The organism is Listeria rocourtiae FSL F6-920 (genome assembly GCF_000525975.1).
Lineage (GTDB): Bacteria > Bacillota > Bacilli > Lactobacillales > Listeriaceae > Listeria_A > Listeria_A rocourtiae.
The window spans coordinates 46,627-65,034 of sequence record NZ_AODK01000030.1 but is presented as its reverse complement, the minus strand read 5'-3'; the positions used below and the strand labels follow the sequence as shown (position 1 = coordinate 65,034).

Here is an 18,408-nt window from a genome sequence, read left to right as displayed (position 1 = left end):
AAACTTTTCGATAAAAAGATATTTTCACCACTTTCCTAAGCTTTTAATCGTTCCAAAACGTTTTTTTTTTCTGGTACACTAGAAAAAAGGGTATTTTTTATGGGGGGAACTACTATGGAACTAAATTGGTCACTTTATGATTTGCAAAAAAGAGAAATGGTAAGTACTTTTCCATCAGTAAAAGATATTTTGATGAGCGAACAAATCGTAGCACAATTGAAAGAAAATCGGGATGTACGCTGGGAAATGGAGCTTTTCCCATTCGGATTAGAAATCACAGAGGATCACATCCACTTTAACATCGTACTTGCTAATTTTCTTGATGTTCAGGTGCAGAAACTGGTGTTTTCATTCAATATCACAGTAGGTGGCAGAACAATTGGAACGCCATATTTCGATGCTGGAAAAGATGATATCGGCATGATTGATCCCGAAATCGGTATTATTCAGCGCTTTACTTTCGAAAATCCTGGTTTTCGAACTGGAACAACAGATGACTATGTGTTCAATGCGACCTATCGCTATGTGTATAAAGAAGAGGAATTCTGGCGATTATCAGAACTTGAATACATTGTGGATGGCAAAAAAATGAACTTACTTTGAGGAGTTGAAGAATGAAGAAACAAATAAGCGGATTTATCATGTTATTTTTAGGGGCAACATTGCTTCCTAATTTAGCTAGTTTTCTATATAGTTGGACATTAAATGGCTCTGACTTTGAACAAACCTGGATACTGTGGGCAACGGCAAGTTTGACTGTTTTATTAATCATTTTTGGTATTTTAACACTGCTAGAAAAAACAATCCCTATTGCCAATTTTGTCATTTTATTAGGCTTTATTTTTTTTTCAAGGCTGGATGTTATGGCGAAACCAATTTGAACCGTGGATTGATATTGGCGAAATCGATTTAATTGACTATTCTCGCTTTCTTACGTTTATCATCGCGTTCATCGGAATAGCCTGTCTCTTCATCAAAATACCAGAAAAAACTTTAACTATAACAACCGATTGGCAAAAAAAGTGGCGTTGGGCAGGCCTAATTTTCGCTATATTAGGCTTAGGAGTTTCTATCGTACTGGTTGTTATTGTTCTATCAGGTGACCAATTTTTCTTCACAACTCGGTTTGATGCCTATTTGGGAATTGGTATCGCTTTTTTCTTCCTATTAGCTATCTTATTCGGATTTAGAAAACCGAACGCTTTCATCACTGCACCACTTTTAGGCCTATCTTTTAATTTTTTCACAGAGTATCTATGGTTAGACCAATTACTTCGTAAAATCGGATCACAAATGGGATCGCAAATTGGCCAAGATGAAAACACCATTGTTGCACTGAAATTGATTATCGGCACACTCGGTATCTTTGCAAGTCTATTTCTAATGATAGCCACTAAAAAAAAGAAATTCGACACCTGATTAGGAGTCGAATTTCTTTTTTACCATTTTTTCGGAGTAGTAGCACAAGTGCTGCAATAATCAAGATAGCCCCAATGACAATTGTCCAGAGCGAAAAGCTATCTCCGGTATTTGGTAATCCATTCATATCGATGGCATTTACTGTTTGAACTGGACTGAATTTCCAAAAAATAGCCCATGAAAAGAAAAGAACTGTAAACCCAGCAAGTATTTTCTGAAAAAATTTCATGTATTTCCCTCCTATTTTTATGTATCTCACTTCTATATCGATTCACCGCTAAACCCTTACCATTCCTAGCAAATGAAGCTTCCTATCCATTATCAAATAAAAGCCTGTTTTTGTCAACAGCTATACCAATTTTGATATTGGTACGTTATATAAGGCTTGACGAACTATACAACTTTGGGGTATGATAACTTTGTTTCCTAGAGAAAATGAAAAGGAGGATCGCTCACAACTAAATAAAAGCGCCAGAACTAGAGTCCAAGCTCTAGTTGACGAGGAAGGGATTAATCGAAAATTCGGCGGGAGTCCCTCGGTTGTGCATGCAATCGTGATGCCTTTGCTACAAACCATTAGGGTGACCTGATGAACAGAGTGGAAAGGAACATGTTTATATCTCCATGGAAACGCGAAAGGAATACAGACAGCGGAATAGTCTGCCCTTTTTCAAAAAAAACAAGAGGGCTTTATACAAGATAAGTTTGCCCTCATATAAATGGAGGATTTTATTATGTGTGGAATTGTAGGATTTATTGGGAAGAAAAACGCGAAAGAAGTATTATTAGAAGGATTAGAGAAATTAGAATATCGTGGCTATGATTCGGCTGGAATTGCATTAAAATCACCAACTAGCGTACTAATATCGAAAGAAAAAGGCCGGATTGCGGATTTACGTTCCGAAGTACCTGCCGAAGCTTTTGGTGAAATGGGAATTGGACATACACGTTGGGCAACACACGGTAAACCAAGTCATGCTAATGCGCATCCACATCAAAGTAAGTCAGGGCGATATACAATCGTTCATAACGGCGTAATCGAAAACTATTCGTTATTAACAGACAAATATTTGTCTGATGCGAATTTTGCGAGCGATACGGATACAGAAGTTATCGTTTTGCTCATCGAATTGTTCGCTAATGAAGGGATGACAACGAAAGAAGCTTTCACAAAAACGCTTAGCCTACTTCATGGTTCATACGCGATTTGCTTGATTGACAATAAAGACAATGAAACGCTTTATGCAGCGAAAAATAAAAGTCCGCTCCTAATCGGAAAAGGCAAAGATTTCAACGTCATTGCAAGTGATGCAATGGCAGTTATTCGCGAAACCGATCAATTTGTAGAGATTATGGATGAAGAAATAGTTCTTGTAAAGCGTGATGGCGTGACAATCGAAACATTGGATGGTGAAGAAGTCGAGCGCGAAGCATACACTGCTGAGCTCGATGCATCTGATATCGAAAAAGGAACTTATCCACATTACATGCTGAAAGAAACAGACGAGCAACCGGCTGTAATCCGTAAAATTATTCAAGCTTACCAAGATAAAAATGGAGACGTAACTATTGATCCAACTATCGTCAAAGAACTTTTAGACACAGACCGCATCCATATCGTTGCATGTGGGACGAGCTATCACGCTGGACTTGTCGGTAAAAACCTTATTGAGAAATTAGCAGAAGTACCAGTCGAAGTCCATGTTTCTAGCGAATTTGGTTACAATATGCCATTGCTATCTGAAAAGCCATTATTTATTTTTATTACGCAAAGTGGTGAGACTGCAGATAGCCGTCAAGTGCTAGTAAAAGTTAAAGAGCTTGGCTACCGCTCTTTAACAATCACGAACGTGCCAGGTTCTACATTAGATCGAGAAGCTGATCATACGATGTACCTGCATGCAGGACCAGAAATTGCTGTAGCGTCCACAAAAGCTTATACAGCTCAAATTGCAGCTTTATCTATTTTAGCGACTGTAGTAGGCCGTGCAAAAGGTCTTAGCATTGCAAAAGCATTTGATTTGACTGTTGAACTTGGAATTGTAGCAAATGCGATGGAAACACTCGTAGATAGTAAAGAAACTATCGAACACATCGCTGGGGAATATTTAGCAACAACGCGCAATGCCTTTTTCCTTGGTCGCCATATCGATTATTTCGTTGCCATGGAAGCAGCGCTGAAGCTAAAAGAAATTTCCTATATTCAAGCAGAAGGTTTTGCCAGTGGGGAATTGAAACATGGTACGATTGCGCTAATTGAAGACGGTACGCCAGTCCTTGCTCTTATTACCCAAGAAAGCATCAATTGGAATATCCGTGGAAACGTCAAAGAAGTCCTTGCACGTGGCGCTAATGCTTGTATTCTATCAATGGAAGGCGTAAACCAAGCAGGTGATCAATTCGTCATTCCTAAAGTCCATGAGCTTCTAACACCACTTGTGAGCGTTGTACCGTGTCAGTTATTGGCCTACTATGCAGCACTTCATCGTGGTTGTGACGTAGATAAGCCGCGTAACCTTGCAAAGAGTGTAACTGTCGAGTAATCAAATAAGGATGTAGTTGCTACGTGTTATGGCAACTACATCCTTATTTTTATTTATTATCTTCCTTTTTGGGAGGAATAATTTGTTTAAAATAAAACTGTTTTGGCGTTTTTTCATACTTAGGTTTGGTTTTGCTGTTCATAAAATGGTCAATTTGCCTATCAATTGCAACCCAACCTCGCCAAGATAAATGAATTGTATCTTCCAAGAAATAAGGCGTATCACTATAACTAGACATGTCGTAATAGTGGAAACCTTGATCTGTCACTTGTTTTCCAGATTTATCATAGTACTTCTGCAATTTTTCTCTCGATGCACCGATATAGTCATACCAAGGTCCGTTCACAGGTGGATTAATGAACAGCACATCTGCACCGACTTCCTTAAAAGCGTCCATAACAAGCTGTAAATCACTATATTCCGGTGACTCATCATAGCTTAAATTCTTTCGACTATCTTTCAATTCGTTAATCGTTGGCCCTAGCTTTTTCTTGTAATAAGAATCCTTAACAAAAAAATGGATTTGTCCCAACTTGTGACTCTCCCATCTTTGTTGCCAAGTCATCTAATTTCGTATAATCTAACGTATCAGGTATTAATTTTAAATTTTTCTCGACCTGTTCTTCACGTGAGCCTTGGATAAACTTCGAGTCTAAATCATCTTTTCGTTGTAAAATTTTCATTTGGGCATTGGCTGTTGCATAGGTGAATGCACTGACCTCTGTCTTTGGACCAGGTGAGGCGATATTCTCAAGTAATGCGGTCAGAGTAGTATCGTTTTTCACTACTTTATAAGTTAACAATCTGCGAGCTGCATACCTTCGTTCAGAAGTAGGTTTTTCATCAGACATCGCAAACTTATAAGCTTGTAGCGGTGAAAAATTACCACCAAAATGCCCATCATCTACACCAGCGGGTTGGAACCATTGTGGCGATAAGATAAACACAACTTTCTTACCTTTTAACGCATGGCCCATTGCTTTAATATCTAAATAATGCGAAAGTGATTGCGTGCCTGGACGACCAATTAAAAATGGCGTATAGCCACGATTATATTTCTCTGCAAAAACATTAGGATGGAATTGATCGACACGTGATAGCTCCGAGGAACCGAAGATAGGCAAATAATTTTTGTTTGATGCAAGCATTTTTTGTTGAATGGCAACACCTTGCACAACAATGGGATTCATAGAAGTAGCGCTTTTTTTTGATAGTAGCCGTTGATACGCCACCAAAAAGCGAACTTGGACCAAACAGGATGAATAAGAACACAGCCCCTGCAATAAGCAAAGGCCCAAATGTCATCCAAAGTTTCTTTTTCATTTTAATTCCTCAAGCTTAGTGATAATTTTTTCCGGGGTTGCCCACTCGTCACGATCAAATTCTGAAACTGGAACGGTAATCCCTAAGCGCGATTCCACTTCTATTAAAAATTGAACAGTTGCCATTGAATCTAAAAGCCCTTCATCAAACAATTGTACAGAAGTGTTTTCCATAACTTCCTCTGACTCTGTAATCTCTTCTAAAATTTCTAAAACATCTTCACGAAATGCCATAATATGTTACCACCTTATTCTTTTTATTTTAAAAACTAATTTTGTCAAAAATACCTGAGAAAATCAGGAACCCGAAGCAGACGAACTGGAATGTAATCACAATACCAATGACATTTGTCACTTTATTCTTCGGATAGAATTTCTTTTTCTTATTCCAACGTTCAAATAGGTCGAAACCGACGATTAAAGCTGCCTGATAAAGCCCATAAACGATATAATACCAATGAAGCCCGTGCCACATACCCATGAGTAAAAAATTCGCAAAATAAGCGATGTAAGCAACGGTAAATTTACTCTTGAAAAACTTCTTCTTTGTCATCCAGAAAACGAGGCGCATAAATACAAAGTCACGGAACCAAAAAGATAGCGTCATGTGCCAGCGATTCCAGAACTCTTTAATATTGCGACTTGCGAACGGTTTATTAAAGTTCATAGGCGTTTGAACACCCATCAAGTAACTAATACCAACTGCAAAAGCACTGTAACCTGCAAAGTCAAAGAATAAATACATACTGTAAGCATACATATAACCGACTAAACTCCAGCCGAATTGAATATGGTGATGAAGGTTATATTCAAGCTCAGTAATCGCATTCGTTTGAACAACGTAAGCGATAATAAATTTATATAGAAACCCTAAGAAAATGAGGAAAATACCACGATTAAGTAAGTTTGCGTATTTATCAGGATCTATAGGTGAGTCGGCTTCTTTTTTAAAGCGACGGAAGCGGTCGATAGGTCCAGATGACAGCGTTGGGAAGAACAAGAGAAAGTTAATAAAATCCCAAGAGTTCAGCTCTTTAATCAAACCATCCCGCGTCTCCATAATCATCTGAGCGGCTTTAAATGTTAAGTATGAAATTCCTAAAAAGCCAATCATTGTTGTATTTGCTGCGAGCAATGGCTGTACTTTTACAATAAACAAAGGCAGAATGGAAAGGATAAGCGCCAATACAAAAATGCCACCATGATTCTTTTTTTGACGATAGTTAAAGTAGAGCCTTACAAGTGCCAGCTGCCAAAATATAAACACGATAAAAGCAATGGCTTGGATTGTATTGCTGGCAAACATCATATAAATAAAGACCAGTGTTACAAAAGCATTATAGACTGGCATACGTTTACCAAGTAAGCCAGCAATCACAATTGGTGCTAAGAAGGCGAACAATACTGCAAAATAGAGTATTGATCCATACGGCGTTGTCATGAATTCACCTCACTGGAAAGTTGCTTGCGATCAATCTTGCCATTCATCGTCAGTGGAAGTTCATCTTTATAAACCCATTTACGAGGAATCATATAACTCGGCATCGATTCTGAAAGTTCTTTTTTTGATTGCAGCGCTCAGTTTATATTCCTTCTCAAAGTTATGTGCAGCAGGAACGACGAAAGCAACCAAGCTCTCCGCCTTTCCTTCGCGCATTTTTGGCACAACGATACAAGAGCGAATGTAGCTTACTTCTTTTAAGTTATTCTCGATATCTTCAAGTTCGATTCGATATCCATGAAGTTTAATTTGGAAATCCAAGCGACCTTGGAAAAACAACATCCCATCAATTATCGTGCCACAATCTCCAGTTTTATAAGCTTGGAATAGCTCATCTTTATAAAAGACTGCGGCTGTTTTCTCTGGCTCATTCAAGTAACCTTTAGAAACACTAGGGCCAATTAAGACGATTTCGCCTTTCTCACCGTCTGGAACGAGTAGTCCATCTTCATCTAAAATGGCAAGCTTCGTATCGGGCTTGATACGTCCAAGTGGCAGGCTAGGGTAAGTATTAACATTGTTCCCATCAATTACTACATTTGTCACAGCCACGGTCGCCTCAGTAGGCCCATAGGTGTTGTAAACAGTAGCATTTGGGAAACGCTGGATTAGCATCTGAGCCGTCTCTTTAGTCAAAACTTCACCACAAAATAGGAAATGTGTAATTGTTGGATTCGTCTCCCCTTTAAAGTTCGGATCCATCAAGCAAATGTCTACAAAAGAAGGTGTAGAAACCCAAACATTTACTTCTAAGTTGGGAATTGTTTCGTATAAGCTCTTCAGATTAGCGCTCACCGTCTTATCAAGTGGCACAAGAGTTCCACCAGCAAGTAAACAGGGATAGAGATCCATAACAGACAAATCAAAAGAATATGGTGCCTGATTGAGGAAACGATCTCCTTCTTGAATCTCAAAATCTTGTAGTATCCAATTCGTAAAGCTCACTAGATTGTTATGACTGATTTGTACCCCTTTTGGAACACCAGTACTTCCAGAGGTGAAAATGATGTAATAATTATCATCAGATTTGACAAAATATGAACAGTCTGGTGTTTTTCCATTATTATGCGTGATTACATGTTGTAATTGCTCGGCATTTATAACAGGCACATCAGCAACTCTTGCCTCCATAGGTAATTCCTCAGTACAAAGAATAAGGCTTGGTTGTGCAACCTCTGTTATTTGCTTGATGCGATCAGCAGGCATAGAAGTATCAATTGGCACATAGGCACGGCCTGCTTTTGAACAAGAAAGGAAAGCAACAATTTGCGAAGCCTCCATATGTCCATATACTAGGATCGGAGCATTGTTATTATCTAGTTCTTGTAATAAAAAGACTGCTAATGCGTCTGATTGTTCCTTTAGTTCATGGTATGTCAGGGAATTGCCATTATAGTCATAGCAAGCTTTGTTAGGTGTCTTAAGCGCCCACTCATCAATACGCTCATTGATAGAAGTGGTGAAAAAAGATACACTCATTCGTAATCGCCTCTTTTCTTTTAAAATTCATTGTAAATAAATGTCGTATCGTTCGGATTCTTGAAACCATAGAACCACAACAATCCAAGTAAAACAACTAAATAAAATAACGTTTTCCAGATAAAAATAGCTTTTGGATGGGTCATCGCCACTTTCCATTTTTTCATATCAGATATCACCTCTTATGTTTCTCTAATGTTACAATTGTTAAGATGGAGTGTCATGTATTTATATAATGTAACGCATTTATCTCGAAATGTCCAATTACATTTTTGTAAGGTTATGTAAGTGAATGCACTCTGGACCTCAAATAGCTCGTTATACAGGAGAAAATAGATGCAAAATTTCTTGCAAAAGTATGAAAAAATACATAAAAAATGTTATTAGAAGCTCAAGACACCATTTAGAGCGGTTTTACATGGTTATAGGACTGAAATTATGAACTTTTTGTGAATTTAAAAAAAAGAACTTTCCATGTCAAAATAAAGTTCTTTTATAATGATAAATTGGTATTTAGATACAATAATATGTAACTTTATAGTATTATTATTTTAGAGAATACAGGATACGGCTATGCGAATGATTGGAAATTATATATAATAAAAGCAGTGTAAACTTTTTTGAGGGGGTTAGTGATAGTGAATAGCAAGCAAATTGCTGGAGAAAAAGCATGTGAGTATATTCAAGATGGTATGATTGTAGGATTAGGAACTGGTTCAACAGCGTACTATATGATTCAAAAGCTAGGCGATCGGGTAGCGGAAGGATTGAATGTGACAGGAGTTGTTACCTCTAAAGCGACAGAGGAGTTAGCGAGGGAAAGAAATATACCTTTAATGGATTTAAATGATGTTACAGAAATCGACTTAACAATTGATGGAGCAGACGAAGTAGATGCAGAATTTTGTGGTATAAAAGGCGGCGGCGGTGCTTTATTATTTGAGAAACTGGTGGCCCATGCATCGAAAAAAAGTATCTGGGTTGTTGGTGAGGACAAAGTTGTCGCTACGCTAGGCACCTTTCCGTTGCCTGTTGAGGTCGTTCCTTTTGGGTATAAGCAAGTGTTACGTCAGCTAGAGTATAGAGGCTATCAACCATTGTTAAGACACCACGAAGATGGAAGTATTTATTTAACAGATAGTCAAAACTATATTTTAGATTTACAAATGAGTGAAATAACGAATCCCAAAGAATTAAATGCGTGGTTAAATAATTTGCCAGGTGTGGTGGAAAATGGCTTGTTTTTAAATTACGCTTCTACCTTGGTGATTGGCTTTTCTGACGGTAGTGTGGAAGTACGCGATAAATAAAATAAAGTCGCCATGCTGAAATTGGGCATGGCGACTTTATTTTAGGATATGTTTTCTAATTAATAGATTGGCAAAATTAATAGTAATAATAAATTAAAAGTCCAATGTGACACGATTAAAAGCGATAAACTTGGGCGTCTTATGTAGATAAAACCCCAGTATATTGACGCTAAGGTTGCTGCTAGGGCGATAACAAAATTACCGCTGAACAACATGAAAGCACCGTTTAATGTAGCCATGATTAGCACGGCCACCCACGGAACTAATTCGTGTTCCAATCGTTTTAATACAAAACCGCGCCAGAAAATCTCTTCTCCTGGTACAATGGCAACGACAAGTAGTAGCCAAATTAGTAATGATTCTGGTTCGTATTTTGTATATCCTTTTGCAACGAGCGCATCAAAGTTACCTGGAATAAATTTTAGTAGAAGTGCACCGATATAAAACAAGATATAAAGGATAATACCACTAAAAATACCTGGAATAATACTTTTTAAGATGGAAAACTGTTTTTTTAATTCATCGTTCAATACTACCCAACTAATAAGAAATAACATGGATGCTCCGTATAAATACCAGAATACAGAAGCATGTTCAAATGTGACATACATGAGTCCTGCTGCTAATAAGATGCCTAAATAAAGGCGGAAATCAATCTTGTTGCTTTTCAATTTTTTACACCTCTTTACTCCATTACGCTCTATGAATACTTTAATAGAAAAAAAAGATATTTAGCAACAAGGAACTCTTTTGGGCGACTATTTTTTTGTAATTGATTGTAGTTTTCCTGAAAACATTTATAATTAGAGGATAGGAGTTGATTGCTTTCATGGTAGAGAAAAGATTTCGATTTTTTGTTTGGCTTTACATGGCCCTCTTTTTCATTGCAGTGATACTGATTGTTCTGAATGTATTACCACTTCGTTTGACTGAGATTCATGCCTTATTTTTCATTGTATCAGGTTTTTTTGCAGTCATTTTTTTTAATTTTACAATATGGTAAGGGGTTGGGCTCAGCAATTACTATTTTGATTTTTGCGGTTAGCACAAGTATTGAATGGATGCAAACGAGTCTTACAAGTGCAGGGCAGACTGGTAACGTTACAACAGATTTTGGGCTTGTAATCAATGGAATACCGGTTGCATTTGGGTTTATTTGGCTAGTTTTAGTTGTTGGGACACATGTTATTTCCCGGGAAATAACATTGAAAATTAAAATAGATTGGATTCGCGGTGGTATTTATGCGATTATCGCTGCTACTATGGTTATGGTATTTGAAATGTTGATAGAACCTGTTGCAATGCAAGTGAAACAATCTGCCATGGATAGTACCACCTTGACGATTATTCAAATGACCGATGTAGCTAATTGGTGGACGCTTGGTTTAATACTTCATTTGATGATTTATTTTATGCTTAGCTTAACGGATCAATGGGGAAAACTACATTTTCCAACATTAAAATCGGAACTTGTACTTGTTTATTGGATTGTTCTTTCTTTTTTCCTTGTTCTAGGTTATTTCATGGGATTGTGGAGTATTATACTCATTACTTTGGTAGGAAACATTTTGTTTACGGTTTGTTATTATTTAAGTTTAGAAAATGATATGAAGAAAAAAACTGTTGCGTGAGTGGAGACAACAGTTTTTTATTACATCAATTCTTTATTAAACTGACGAACAGCAATATTGGCACTTTCTAATATAAAGGGAAGACTGTTTGCTGGATGTACTGCTCCGCCTACAATTTTCATATTTTTGATGGCAGGCATTTTATTTGGTCGAAATGGACCTAATTGCGACAATTGATGTGTAAGGTTGAAAATGGCCCCTTTAAAAATATGAAAGTCATTTTCCCAATCATAGGGTGTGATAATTTTTTCAGTGAGGATATGAGATTCTAAATTATTTAACCCTAATTTCTTTTCAATCGTTTTAAAAATTAGCTTGCGCATGATGGAGGATTCCTTTGTCCAGTCAATATTGCTATTATTATTTGGAACAGGAACTAGGATGCGAAGTGTTGACATATCTTTTGGCGCCATTGTCTTATCAACAGCTGTAGGGTAGGTTAAATGAATCGATAATTCTTCTGGGATGATGCTCTTATGCATGATTTGATCCATATGAATACGAAAGTCACTAGGAAAAATAACAGTGTGCACATTTAGTGGGAGCGTCGTATCCAAGCCAAGGTACATAATGAAAGCAGAGCATGAGTATTTTTTCTTAGACAATTTCTTTAGATTAGTAGGTGCTTTTTGGTAAGAAAAAAAGATGGCTCATAGCATATGCGTAGTCTGCATTTAAAAAGAAATAATCGGCCTCAACTGTTTCCCCATTCTCCAGCGTTAGGGATGTAATGTTTTTTGAGGCTATATTTATTTGTTGCACGCATTGGTTTAAGTGAATGTTTCCCCCATTTTCTTGTATGATTTCACTCATAGCATACGTGAGACGATTGATTCCACCAATAATATGAAAAACGCCAAAATAATGCTCAGAAAATGGAATAACAGAAAAAGCACCAGGTGTTTGCCAAGGAGACATGCCTAAAAACTTAGTTTCAAAAGAAAAAGCGAGGCGTAATCGCTTATCTTCAAAATATTTAGCCAGTTCATCGATTAAGTGGTTACCGAGTGTAAGGCTAGGAAGTGCACGCAATGTGCGCAAGCGAAACACTGACCACAATGATGTAAAAGGTTCTTGCCAGATAGGTAACAAGTAAATCATTTTCTTGGCATTATCACGCATAAATCGATCATAATGTTCTTCCTCGCCAGGAAAAAGTTGTGCAATCGCTCTTTTTGTCTTATCTTGGTGGGGAGATGGACTGAAAACAATGTCATCTATGTATAAACTGTAAAGAGGGTCTAATGAAATCAGTTTAATATAATCTTGAATATTACGGTTACAATCCGCAAACAAAGCTGTTAACACATTCGGCATATTTAGTGCCGTTGGACCTAAATCAAAAGAGAAGCCATCTTGTTTTAAAAGAGAGGTTCTGCCACCAATTTCGGCAGCTTTTTCATAGATATGTACGTCGTGGCCTTGTTCTGTTAGCTGCATAGCGACAGCTAAACCACCTGGTCCGGCACCAATTATCGCGATTTTTTTTCGACATGCTTGCTCACTCCCAAATTCGCAGTTTTTATAGATAGAAAAGCACATGAAAATGGTTTCAGCGTGCTAACAAACACTCAATTTCGCTGTTAAAAGCCAACTTCCGAAGCTTGTGTAAAAATCATACATGTCACTTCGATATTTGCTTTTTCCTAGCAATTAAATGTTTGCTAACACGCTGACGTTTACGGAAAATCATGAACAATAGTAGTAGTTATTTTTCGTCATCTACTGAATGTACAATCTTGTATTTTTTATGATTGACCACTGTCTTTTCTTCGATGGCTAGCTTTTTGAAATTTTCCATTAATGTTAAATCCACAATGACAGAATTTTCGTTTATTTTTTCAACAACACCTGTCAAACCATCTTTGAACTCAATAATGTCTCCTACTTGTGCTTTTGCCATGTTTATCACTCCCGATTCATAGAAACGTTACTAAAGCAATTCACTAAATATAAAACGTTGACTTCATTTTGCCTGAAAGATAGTTAGAATGCAAATGAAAGACCTTGTAAGCGTTGTGAAAAAGTCTGGAATTGGAAGATATCTTAACTGAATGATAGCGTTTTTAATGAAAATTTTTAAAATCAGAATAAATTTGCATCAAATAGTTGTGTCGGGCGCGAAAACATGGTAATCTTTTTAATTGAGGGATAGTCTTTTTTTTGCTGAATTTTTTTTTTAGTGAGAAAAGTCACAATAAAATTTCTTATATGAAGGAGAATGTAAATTATGGAACAAGCAAGCTTTGTAGTAATCGATGAAACAGGAATTCACGCACGCCCAGCAACTCTTTTAGTTCAAGCGGCAAGCAAATACAGTTCAGATGTACAAATTGAGTACACTGGAAAAAAAAGTTAACCTAAAATCAATCATGGGCGTTATGTCTTTAGGTATTGGTAAAGGCGCTGACATCACAATTTACGCTGAAGGTAGCGATGAGAAAGACGCAATCGTTGGCCTAACAGAAGTACTTAAAAAAGAAGGCTTGGCTGAGTAATGGTTAAGGAATTAAAAGGTATCGCAGCATCCGATGGTATTGCTATCGCGAAAGCTTACTTATTAGTGGAGCCAGACTTGTCTTTTGACAAAACGGAAGTTGCTGATACAGAAGCCGAAGTTAAACGTTTTCAGGATGCGGTTGCAGTTTCTGGATCGGAGCTTGGCAAAATTCGTGATATCGCGAAGGAAAGCTTAGGCGAAGATAAAGCTCAAATTTTTGATGCGCATCTTTTGGTTTTAAATGACCCAGAACTTATTACACCAATTTCTGAAAATATTACGAACAATAAAGTGAATGCAGAATCTGCTCTACAAGAAACAACAGACATGTTTATTGGCATGTTTGAATCAATGGATAACGAGTACATGCGTGAACGTGCGGCTGATATTCGTGATGTTCGCAAGCGTGTTTTATCACACCTTTTGAACGTAACGATTCCGAATCCGGCGTTAATCGATGAGGAAGTTGTTGTAGTCGCTAAAGACTTGACACCTTCTGATACAGCGCAATTGAACCGTAATTTTGTTAAAGGTTTCGTAACAGATATCGGCGGACGTACTTCTCACTCGGCAATCATGGCGCGTTCATTAGAGATTCCTGCTGTTGTAGGTACTGGTGAAATCACGCATGATACGAACGAAGGACAAATAATCATCGTGGACGGCTTGGAAGGCAATGTTATCATTGACCCAACTGCTGACCAAATCGCTCATTATGAAAAAGTGAAATCTGATTTTGCAGCACAACAAGCAGAATGGAATAAACTTAAAAACGAAGCAACCGTTTCTAAAGATGGTCATCATGTAGAACTTGGCGCCAACATTGGTACGCCAGAAGATTTGACAGGTGTTATCGCGAATGGTGGAGAAGCAGTCGGACTTTATCGTACAGAATTCTTGTACATGGGCCGAGACAACTTCCCAACGGAGGAAGAGCAGTATGAAGCTTATAAAGCCGTGCTTTCTGGCATGGACGGAAAAGCTGTTGTTGTTCGTACGCTTGATATCGGTGGCGATAAAACGTTGCCGTATCTTGACTTGCCACATGAAATGAATCCATTCCTTGGTTTCCGTGCGATTCGTTTATGTTTTGCGAATAAAGAATTATTCCGTACGCAATTACGTGCTTTGTTGCGCGCAAGTGTTCACGGCAATCTAAAAATCATGTTCCCAATGATTGCTACAGTTAATGAATTCCGCCAAGCCAAAGGACTTTTGGAAGACGCGAAGAAAGAACTTTTAGCAGAAGGTGTGGCAGTATCTGACACAATTGAACTTGGTATTATGATTGAAATTCCAGCAGCAGCAATTCTAGCAGACCAGTTTGCGAAGGAAGTTGATTTCTTTAGTATCGGAACAAATGATTTAATCCAATATACAATGGCGGCAGACCGTATGAACGAGCAGGTTTCTTATTTGTATCAACCATATAATCCTTCTATTTTACGCCTTGTGAAGATGGTTATCGACGCGGCGCATAAAGAAGGTAAATGGGCCGGTATGTGTGGCGAAATGGCCGGCGATCAAACAGCTATACCATTACTGCTTGGTATGGGCTTAGATGAGTTCTCTATGAGCGCATCAAGTATCCTGAAATCACGTTCACTAATCAAACGCTTAGATCGCACAGAAATGGCGAAATTAGCGGAAGAAGCTTTACAACAAGCAACAGAAGAAGATGTTGTAGCGTTAGTTAACAAATATATAGCAGAGTAATTTGTTGTTTTGAAACGCCCGAGGAATTCTCCTCGGGTTTTTGTTTGTGAAAAGAAGAAATCTGTCGACCGCCAGTAGTGCAAAAAATATAGGGCATCGACAGATTTCTTGTAATGACTGGTATCAAAGGGATTAGGATGTATTTGAAGGGTGCATATGTAAGATTAGAAGGCTGAAAAGTCACGGGGTTTTTATCTAAGTAATGTGAAATGCGATAAATATCTAATCTCAACTTGGCCTATCTTCCTAGCTAATCATTAATAAGTTTCCTCTTCACCCTGACTTCAATCACTTCAATTTGCAATTTCTTCTGACCAGATGTAAACTTTGTCTATACGAAAATTGATCGATATAAGGGAGGAATTTTGGAATGAAGAAGATTGGGTTCGTTGGTGTTGGTGTCATGGGTGCGAGTATGATTCAAAATTTGATGAAGGCGGGGTTCGAGGTACATATTTATACGAGAACGAAAGAGAAGGCTGATGCGGTGATAGAATCTGGGGCTATTTGGTATAATACGCCGCAAGCGCTGGCACCAAATGTGGATGTGTTAATTACGATGGTTGGGTACCCAAAGGATGTGGAGCAACTTTATTTGGCAGAGGATGGCTTTTTGACAACGCTACGTTCGGGAGCTTTTGCAATTGATATGACGACGTCTTCGCCAAACCTTGCTAAGAAAATTGCAGATGAAGGCAAATTAGCTGGGATTGCGGTGCTCGATGCACCTGTTTCTGGTGGGGATATCGGTGCAAAAAATGGAACGCTTACTGTTATGGTGGGCGGGAATGAGAAGGATTTTTTAACGGTGGAACCAATTTTAAAAGCGATGGGACAAAGTGTTATTTTGCAAGGGGAATCGGGCGCTGGTCAACATACTAAGATGGTGAATCAAATCGCAATTGCATCAAATATGATTGGTGTCACAGAGGCGATTGTTTATGCGAAGCGAGCGGGACTGGATCCTGAAAAGGTTTTGGCATCGGTATCTGGTGGTGCGGCGGGAAGCTGGTCATTATCAAACTTGATTCCGCGGGTGCTAAAGGATGATTTTTCGCCAGGATTCTTCATAAAGCATTTCATTAAAGATATGCGAATCGCGCTAGATGAGGCGAAACAAATGGAGCTTGACCTTCCAGGGCTGACGATGGCAGAGCAAATGTACCAACAGCTAGCTGAGTCAGGGTTTGCTGATAATGGAACCCAGGCTCTCATTAAATATTACGAAAAATAATCAAAAGCTCTGTGCCTAACGCTGAATTATGCGTTGTGTACAGAGCTTTGTTTATTCGTATTTTTCCATAAATATGCTCATTCGGTCCATCGCTTCTGCTAGTTGAATGAATGAAGCGGCAAATGAAAGTCGGAAGTAGCGGTCGCCTTTTTCTGAGAAAGCTGACCCTGGTACCACAGCAACTTTGGCCACTTCGGCGAGTTCAATTGCCCAGTCAAATGAATTTTCTTGAACAGAATCGGGTAGCTTGGCGAAGAAGTAAAAAGCACCGTCGGGTCGGATAATTGAGAATCCCATTTTGGTGAGCCGATCTTGCACAAAGCCAGCGCGCGTATTATATTCTGTACGCATCTGCACAGCATCATCTTTGCCATGAAGCAACGCCTCTTGGGCAGCTTTCTGAGAGATTGAAGATGCACATGTAACGGCATATTGGTGAACCTTTATCAGCTGATTTGTAATCGCCTCAGGAGCCATTAAAAAACCAATACGCCAGCCAATCATCGCATGAGATTTGGATAACCCGTTAATAACAATGGTTTGTTCACGAATCATTGTTGCAATGGAAGTGTGCGTGCCGAAAAATGTCAGTTCACTATAAATCTCATCTGCAATGACAAAAATGCCAGTTTCACGAATGACTTCTGCTATTTGCTCTAATTCTTCCACAGTAAGCGTCACACCGGTTGGATTAGATGGGTACGGCAAAATTAATGCTTTCGTTTTTGGCGTAATCGATGCGCGTAATTGTTCCGCGGTCAATTTGAAGGCCGTCTCGGTCGTATCGATTTTAATTGCTGTAGCATCCATCAAATGAATCAAAGGCTCATATCCAGGATAAATCGGATCTGGCAATAAAACCTCATCACCGGCTACTAAAATCGTCTGTAGCGCCGTATTGATTGCTTCCGTTGCACCGACTGTCACAATAATTTCTTTTGTACTATACTTTAAATCATATTTTTCACGAAAATACTGTGAGGCAGCCTCTAAAAGTTCAGGTGTACCAGCATTTGGTGTGTAATTTGTAAAATCATTATGAATTGCTTCAATCGCGGCTTGTTTCACATGCTCTGGCGTTGGAAAATCAGGCTCACCAAGCGTTAGTCGAATCATATCAGGTATCCCCGCAACTCGCGTATTAAACTTACGAATACCACTAATTTCAATTTCTTGTACAGCTTGTCTTAACTGTTTTGACATGGAAAAACCCTCTCTTCCTATAAGATTACCAAATAATTTCATTTGTTTATAAAAGCTAGGTCGAACATCTCATTAGCGGAAATATGGGGAGGCATTTTCATAGAACGCGGATTTCTTGAGAGGATCTGGTTTGACGCCAGTGTAATTCTCTAGTGTTGTTTTTGCGTGTGATAGCGACATTCTGACTTGATTCGTTGTTTTAATTGGTTGCATAGTCCCAAGGTGCGGTAGATCTTTCATATCTTTTTTTTGCGGTGGAAGATGAAACAGGAAACCGTGGCAATCAATGAGAAGATTAGAATGTTGGTAGGACTTTTTTGGATTGTTTGAAAATTGGAGACCTAGCTTTTTCGCATGGCCTTCGTGTAGTAGTTTTTCAATCGCAGCTTTCTTCAATTGATAAAGATAGCGTGGATCGATTGCGGCTTTGCTATGGCGATTCACAATAAAGATCGCTTCAGCAATTTTTTTTGCTCGCAGTAGACATTGTATCCCTCCTTTCCAGTTATAACTAATTATACCGGAAAAAGCGTGGAGAAAAAAGTAAAAT

At 38.4% G+C, this 18,408-nt stretch carries 18 protein-coding genes and 3 pseudogenes; 9 read left to right on the top strand and 12 right to left on the bottom strand.

Features of this window, described 5'->3' with window-relative positions:
* Nucleotides 1-114 precede the first annotated feature (114 nt).
* The 3 genes from PROCOU_RS10510 to PROCOU_RS10500 are packed head-to-tail and all read left to right on the top strand — an operon-like array spanning nt 115 to nt 1,419.
* The gene (locus tag PROCOU_RS10510) at nt 115-603 is read left to right on the top strand and encodes a hypothetical protein (protein WP_036072233.1); all 489 of its coding nucleotides are present in this window, start codon (nt 115-117) and stop codon (nt 601-603) included.
* Between the two features lie 11 nt (nt 604-614).
* On the top strand, nt 615-881 hold the full coding sequence (locus tag PROCOU_RS10505) for a hypothetical protein (RefSeq protein WP_036072232.1): 267 nt from the start codon (nt 615-617) through the stop codon (nt 879-881).
* Nucleotides 859-1,419, top strand: a complete 561-nt coding sequence (locus tag PROCOU_RS10500) for a hypothetical protein (protein WP_036072231.1) — start codon at nt 859-861, stop codon at nt 1,417-1,419. The genes PROCOU_RS10505 and PROCOU_RS10500 overlap by 23 nt, the downstream gene beginning before the upstream one ends.
* Here the strand turns inward: PROCOU_RS10500 and PROCOU_RS10495 are convergent.
* On the bottom strand, nt 1,394-1,648 hold the full coding sequence (locus PROCOU_RS10495) for an LPXTG cell wall anchor domain-containing protein (RefSeq protein WP_036072230.1): 255 nt from the start codon (nt 1,646-1,648) through the stop codon (nt 1,394-1,396). The genes PROCOU_RS10500 and PROCOU_RS10495 overlap by 26 nt on opposite strands.
* Nucleotides 1,649-2,153: 505 nt before the next feature.
* On the opposite strand from PROCOU_RS10495, the gene glmS reads away from it, so the two are divergent.
* Nucleotides 2,154-3,962: a glutamine--fructose-6-phosphate transaminase (isomerizing) gene (gene glmS / locus PROCOU_RS10490; RefSeq protein ID WP_036072229.1), complete on the top strand. Its 1,809-nt coding sequence runs from the start codon at nt 2,154-2,156 to the stop codon at nt 3,960-3,962.
* 49 nt (nt 3,963-4,011) lie between these two features.
* On the opposite strand, the pseudogene dltD reads toward glmS, so the two are convergent.
* The 5 genes and pseudogenes from dltD to PROCOU_RS10465 form a co-directional block, all read right to left on the bottom strand.
* A pseudogene (gene dltD, locus PROCOU_RS10485) lies at nt 4,012-5,285 on the bottom strand (D-alanyl-lipoteichoic acid biosynthesis protein DltD).
* Nucleotides 5,282-5,518, bottom strand: coding sequence for a D-alanine--poly(phosphoribitol) ligase subunit DltC (gene dltC / locus PROCOU_RS10480; protein ID WP_036072228.1), 237 nt, complete (start codon nt 5,516-5,518; stop codon nt 5,282-5,284). Before dltC ends, dltD begins: the two are co-directional and overlap by 4 nt.
* 28 nt (nt 5,519-5,546) lie before the next feature.
* On the bottom strand, nt 5,547-6,725 hold the full coding sequence (dltB, locus tag PROCOU_RS10475) for a D-alanyl-lipoteichoic acid biosynthesis protein DltB (RefSeq protein WP_036072227.1): 1,179 nt from the start codon (nt 6,723-6,725) through the stop codon (nt 5,547-5,549).
* Nucleotides 6,722-8,264, bottom strand: a pseudogene (gene dltA, locus PROCOU_RS10470) (D-alanine--poly(phosphoribitol) ligase subunit DltA). Before dltA ends, dltB begins: the two are co-directional and overlap by 4 nt.
* Before the next feature lie 20 nt (nt 8,265-8,284).
* Entirely contained in the window at nt 8,285-8,431 is a 147-nt protein-coding gene (locus PROCOU_RS10465) for a teichoic acid D-Ala incorporation-associated protein DltX (RefSeq protein WP_036072226.1), read from the bottom strand.
* Nucleotides 8,432-8,899: 468 nt separating this feature from the next.
* Between PROCOU_RS10465 and rpiA the strand changes: the two genes are divergently transcribed.
* Nucleotides 8,900-9,574, top strand: a complete 675-nt coding sequence (gene rpiA / locus PROCOU_RS10460) for a ribose-5-phosphate isomerase RpiA (RefSeq protein ID WP_279586562.1) — start codon at nt 8,900-8,902, stop codon at nt 9,572-9,574.
* Between the two features lie 59 nt (nt 9,575-9,633).
* On the opposite strand, the gene PROCOU_RS10455 is transcribed toward rpiA, so the two are convergent.
* Nucleotides 9,634-10,245 (bottom strand): CPBP family intramembrane glutamic endopeptidase, encoded by a 612-nt coding sequence (locus PROCOU_RS10455; RefSeq protein WP_036072224.1) that lies wholly within the window; start codon nt 10,243-10,245, stop codon nt 9,634-9,636.
* 297 nt (nt 10,246-10,542) lie between these two features.
* Here PROCOU_RS10455 and PROCOU_RS10450 point away from each other — a divergent pair, with 297 nt between their 5' ends.
* The gene (locus tag PROCOU_RS10450) at nt 10,543-11,205 is read left to right on the top strand and encodes a DUF422 domain-containing protein (RefSeq protein WP_244266296.1); all 663 of its coding nucleotides are present in this window, start codon (nt 10,543-10,545) and stop codon (nt 11,203-11,205) included.
* Between the two features lie 20 nt (nt 11,206-11,225).
* Here PROCOU_RS10450 and PROCOU_RS17995 read toward each other — a convergent pair whose 3' ends face one another.
* From PROCOU_RS17995 to PROCOU_RS10440, 3 genes are all read right to left on the bottom strand, one after another.
* Nucleotides 11,226-11,699 (bottom strand): phytoene desaturase family protein, encoded by a 474-nt coding sequence (locus PROCOU_RS17995; protein WP_167549799.1) that lies wholly within the window; start codon nt 11,697-11,699, stop codon nt 11,226-11,228.
* 121 nt (nt 11,700-11,820) lie between these two features.
* The gene (locus PROCOU_RS17990) at nt 11,821-12,645 is read right to left on the bottom strand and encodes a phytoene desaturase family protein (RefSeq protein ID WP_279625184.1); all 825 of its coding nucleotides are present in this window, start codon (nt 12,643-12,645) and stop codon (nt 11,821-11,823) included.
* 268 nt (nt 12,646-12,913) lie between these two features.
* Nucleotides 12,914-13,108 (bottom strand): YkvS family protein, encoded by a 195-nt coding sequence (locus PROCOU_RS10440; RefSeq protein ID WP_036072223.1) that lies wholly within the window; start codon nt 13,106-13,108, stop codon nt 12,914-12,916.
* A gap of 327 nt (nt 13,109-13,435) precedes the next feature.
* Between PROCOU_RS10440 and PROCOU_RS10435 the strand changes: the two are divergent.
* The 3 genes and pseudogenes from PROCOU_RS10435 to PROCOU_RS10425 all read left to right on the top strand — a co-directional run bounded on the left by PROCOU_RS10435 (nt 13,436) and on the right by PROCOU_RS10425 (nt 16,655).
* Nucleotides 13,436-13,703, top strand: a pseudogene (locus tag PROCOU_RS10435) (phosphocarrier protein HPr).
* Nucleotides 13,703-15,421: a phosphoenolpyruvate--protein phosphotransferase gene (ptsP, locus tag PROCOU_RS10430; RefSeq protein WP_036072222.1), complete on the top strand. Its 1,719-nt coding sequence runs from the start codon at nt 13,703-13,705 to the stop codon at nt 15,419-15,421. Before PROCOU_RS10435 ends, ptsP begins: the two are co-directional and overlap by 1 nt.
* A 370-nt stretch (nt 15,422-15,791) precedes the next feature.
* Nucleotides 15,792-16,655 (top strand): NAD(P)-dependent oxidoreductase, encoded by an 864-nt coding sequence (locus PROCOU_RS10425; protein ID WP_036072221.1) that lies wholly within the window; start codon nt 15,792-15,794, stop codon nt 16,653-16,655.
* Nucleotides 16,656-16,706: 51 nt separating this feature from the next.
* Here the strand turns inward: PROCOU_RS10425 and PROCOU_RS10420 are convergent, their stop codons facing one another.
* The gene (locus PROCOU_RS10420) at nt 16,707-17,858 is read right to left on the bottom strand and encodes an aminotransferase class I/II-fold pyridoxal phosphate-dependent enzyme (RefSeq protein ID WP_036072220.1); all 1,152 of its coding nucleotides are present in this window, start codon (nt 17,856-17,858) and stop codon (nt 16,707-16,709) included.
* A gap of 72 nt (nt 17,859-17,930) precedes the next feature.
* Nucleotides 17,931-18,323, bottom strand: a complete 393-nt coding sequence (locus PROCOU_RS10415) for a YkyB family protein (RefSeq protein WP_279625186.1) — start codon at nt 18,321-18,323, stop codon at nt 17,931-17,933.
* Nucleotides 18,324-18,408: the final 85 nt, after the last annotated feature.

Coding starts and splice junctions, on each gene's coding strand:
- PROCOU_RS10510 (WP_036072233.1), top strand. CDS start 115: ATGGAACTAAATTGGTCACTTTATGATTTGCAAAAAAGAGAAATGGTA.
- PROCOU_RS10505 (WP_036072232.1), top strand. CDS start 615: ATGAAGAAACAAATAAGCGGATTTATCATGTTATTTTTAGGGGCAACA.
- PROCOU_RS10500 (WP_036072231.1), top strand. CDS start 859: ATGTTATGGCGAAACCAATTTGAACCGTGGATTGATATTGGCGAAATC.
- PROCOU_RS10495 (WP_036072230.1), bottom strand. CDS start 1,648: ATGAAATTTTTTCAGAAAATACTTGCTGGGTTTACAGTTCTTTTCTTT.
- glmS (WP_036072229.1), top strand. CDS start 2,154: ATGTGTGGAATTGTAGGATTTATTGGGAAGAAAAACGCGAAAGAAGTA.
- dltC (WP_036072228.1), bottom strand. CDS start 5,518: ATGGCATTTCGTGAAGATGTTTTAGAAATTTTAGAAGAGATTACAGAG.
- dltB (WP_036072227.1), bottom strand. CDS start 6,725: ATGACAACGCCGTATGGATCAATACTCTATTTTGCAGTATTGTTCGCC.
- PROCOU_RS10465 (WP_036072226.1), bottom strand. CDS start 8,431: ATGAAAAAATGGAAAGTGGCGATGACCCATCCAAAAGCTATTTTTATC.
- PROCOU_RS17995 (WP_167549799.1), bottom strand. CDS start 11,699: ATGGATCAAATCATGCATAAGAGCATCATCCCAGAAGAATTATCGATT.
- PROCOU_RS17990 (WP_279625184.1), bottom strand. CDS start 12,645: ATGCAGCTAACAGAACAAGGCCACGACGTACATATCTATGAAAAAGCT.
- PROCOU_RS10440 (WP_036072223.1), bottom strand. CDS start 13,108: ATGGCAAAAGCACAAGTAGGAGACATTATTGAGTTCAAAGATGGTTTG.
- ptsP (WP_036072222.1), top strand. CDS start 13,703: ATGGTTAAGGAATTAAAAGGTATCGCAGCATCCGATGGTATTGCTATC.
- PROCOU_RS10425 (WP_036072221.1), top strand. CDS start 15,792: ATGAAGAAGATTGGGTTCGTTGGTGTTGGTGTCATGGGTGCGAGTATG.
- PROCOU_RS10420 (WP_036072220.1), bottom strand. CDS start 17,858: ATGTCAAAACAGTTAAGACAAGCTGTACAAGAAATTGAAATTAGTGGT.